This window comes from Nocardia sp. NPDC004722 (assembly GCF_053601505.1).
Window position 1 is genome coordinate 1 of the sequence record NZ_JBSGBY010000886.1, and the last position, 2,535, is coordinate 2,535.

General features: G+C 68.4%; 3 protein-coding genes. 2 read left to right on the forward strand and 1 reads right to left on the reverse strand.

The features are described from left to right. Positions 1-216 precede the first annotated feature (216 nt). Positions 217-756: a hypothetical protein gene (locus ACWELQ_RS43515; protein ID WP_452402821.1), complete on the reverse strand. Its 540-nt coding sequence runs from the start codon at positions 754-756 to the stop codon at positions 217-219. A gap of 143 nt (positions 757-899) precedes the next feature. On the opposite strand from ACWELQ_RS43515, the gene ACWELQ_RS43520 reads away from it, so the two are divergent. Next, positions 900-1,475: an alpha/beta fold hydrolase gene (locus ACWELQ_RS43520; protein WP_452402822.1), complete on the forward strand. Its 576-nt coding sequence runs from the start codon at positions 900-902 to the stop codon at positions 1,473-1,475. 89 nt (positions 1,476-1,564) lie between these two features. Continuing rightward, the gene (locus tag ACWELQ_RS43525; protein ID WP_452402823.1) at positions 1,565-2,191 is read left to right on the forward strand and encodes a glyoxalase; all 627 of its coding nucleotides are present in this window, start codon (positions 1,565-1,567) and stop codon (positions 2,189-2,191) included. Positions 2,192-2,535 lie beyond the last annotated feature (344 nt).

The following is a 2,535-nucleotide window of genomic DNA, read 5'->3' on the forward strand; positions in this document are numbered from 1 at the left end:
GCATTCTTCGTGCACGCGGACAGCGCGGCGGCCGAGGCCAGGCCGGTACCCATCGCCAAGAGCCCGCGGCGGGTCAGGGGCGTGCGAAAACCGTTCGAGGACATGCGAAATCTCCTGGATTCGAGAGGGATCGAGAGCCGTGTCGCCGAAACCTTCGGCCCACGGGCACAGCGGAGCCCCAGCGCGATGTACGAATCGCGTTGGCGCGCATATCCATCAGATGCGGAGAATCGACAACTGGGTCAGGGACGGGACCGTCCAGGGCGGCGGCCGCTCCCGATGCGCTCGCCCGGAACCCGCGCCCAGCCGATCGGATTCCGGTGCGCGGCTGACCCACCCGAGCAGGACCAGGCCGAGTAGCAAGGTGGCGGCCGCGAGAACGAAGACCTCACACGCGTGCTGCACATGGATCGGGGCGGGATGGCTGTCCATAGCGAGGGCGGACAGGACCGCAAGGGAGTGGCCGACCGTCTGCAACGCGCGCTCGGCCGCTGCCCCAGCCGTATCGGGCATTGTCGGCGATTCGGTCATATCGGGCGCGGTCGCCGTCGGCTCAACGTATGTCGCCGCCGTTGCTGTGTCGTGGGTCGCGGCTATCGGCATGTCGTGGGTCGCGGCCGTCGCCGTGTCATGGGTCGTCGCCGTTGCCACCGAGAACACGCCCGCGTGCATGGCGGCGATGCCCAGTAGCAGGGCCAGCACACCCAGCCACCGGATTGCTCCGGTCGCTCGTCGGGAAACGTGCTGGTCGGCCACGGACGCCAGCATAGTCGCCACCCGGCTCGGAACCCCTCGGGGGTATCCGGCTTCCGTGGTTGGGGACTCCGCGGCGCTGCCAGGGGAATGACAGGCGCGCATGCCACGTTCGGTTTCCCCACAGTCGATCTAGGAGTTGTTTGATGAGCAATATCGTGGTGTCGCACGGCTTGCAGGCCCGGGAGGACAGCGTCTGGTTTCCTACGTTCCGCGCCGAACTGACCCGCCTCGGCCACGACGTGGTCATCCCCAACCTGCCCGGCACCGACGCCCCCGAGCGGGAGCCGTGGCGCACCGCGCTCGCCGCGGCGGCATCCGGCAAACCCGAGGACACCATCCTGGTCGGCCACAGCATCGGCGCGGTGAACGTGCTGCGCCTGCTCGAGTCCCACGATCCCGAGGCCGGGGTCTTCGCGGGCGTGGTGCTGGTGTCCGCGTCGGCGCACGAGGTCGGCTACGACCTGCTCGCCTCCTTCTTCGCGGGTGGTTTCGACTGGCCGCGAATCCGGGCCGCCGCCAACGGGTTCCGGGTGCTGCAGGCCATCGACGATCCGGTCAACGCCCCCGAGCCGCTCGAGCATGTCGGGATCTTCGTCCGCGAACTGGGCGCGGTGGCCACCGTGCTGCCGGCGGGCGGGCATCTCGGGGCCTACCCGGAGGATCACATCGAACTGCCCGAGGCGGTGCGCGCGGTCGAGGAGTTCCACACCACGGTGTGAGTCCCGGCACCGCCGCGTGAGGCCCGGCGCCGCGAACTGATCAGGAATCGAGAAGCGCTGGTCAGTGGGGTCGACTTAGCGTTGCGGACATGACTTCCATTGAAAACATCACTCTCGATGTCGCCGACGCGCAGGCCGCCGCCGACTTCTATGCGACCGCCTTCGGCCTCGACGACCGCCTGCGGTTGCGGGCCGCGCAGGAGCCCAGCACCGGATTCCGCGGCTTCACCCTCTCGCTGGTGGTGGCCCAGCCCGCCGATGCCGACGCCTATCTCGACGCGGCGCTGGCCGCCGGTGCGACCTCGCTCAAACCGGCGGCCAAGTCGATGTGGGGGTACGGCGGTGTCGTGCAGGCGCCCGACGGCGCGATCTGGAAGGTGGCGACCTCCGCGAAGAAGGACAGCGGCCCGGCGGTCAAGCGGTTCGACTCCCTGGTGCTGCTGCTCGGAGTCGCGAATGTGGGCGCGAGCAAACGCTTCTACGTCGAGCACGGGCTGAGCGTGGGTAAGAGTTTCGGGCCCATGTATGTCGAGTTCGAGGCGTCCGGCCCGGTGAAGCTGGCGCTCTACAAGCGGCGCGCGCTGGCCAAGGACGCGGGCGTGCCCTCGGACGGCGACGGCTCGCACCGCCTGGTCATCGGCGGCGGCGCCGCGGGATTCACCGATCCGGACGGATTCACCTGGGCGGCCGCCACGGTGGCGAGTGGAGCGAATTAGGGGATCGGGGGCTCGCCCGTTAGGGAGTTGTGCAAACGTCCAGTCTTGAATGCTCCGGCACAGCCGCTAACTTTCGGAATCCAGGCCGATACGAGGTAACACACCGCGCGGTCCATTCGACGGACAGGAGTCGAACAAGAACTTCTGGAAGCGAATTCACAATGTCGGCAAGGACATTCACGGCTGCCGCGCTCGCCGCGGCCGCCGTTGCGCTGTGTGCGTCGTCGGCCTCCGCCGACCCCGCCACCACCACGCCTCCCGCCCCGGGCATCGGCCTGGGCGTCGATGACACGGAACTTGGTTCTGGCATCGGTTTTTGACACTCGAGACTCCTTTGGTGACAG

Coding starts and splice junctions, on each gene's coding strand:
- ACWELQ_RS43525 (WP_452402823.1), top strand. CDS start 1,565: ATGACTTCCATTGAAAACATCACTCTCGATGTCGCCGACGCGCAGGCC.
- ACWELQ_RS43520 (WP_452402822.1), top strand. CDS start 900: ATGAGCAATATCGTGGTGTCGCACGGCTTGCAGGCCCGGGAGGACAGC.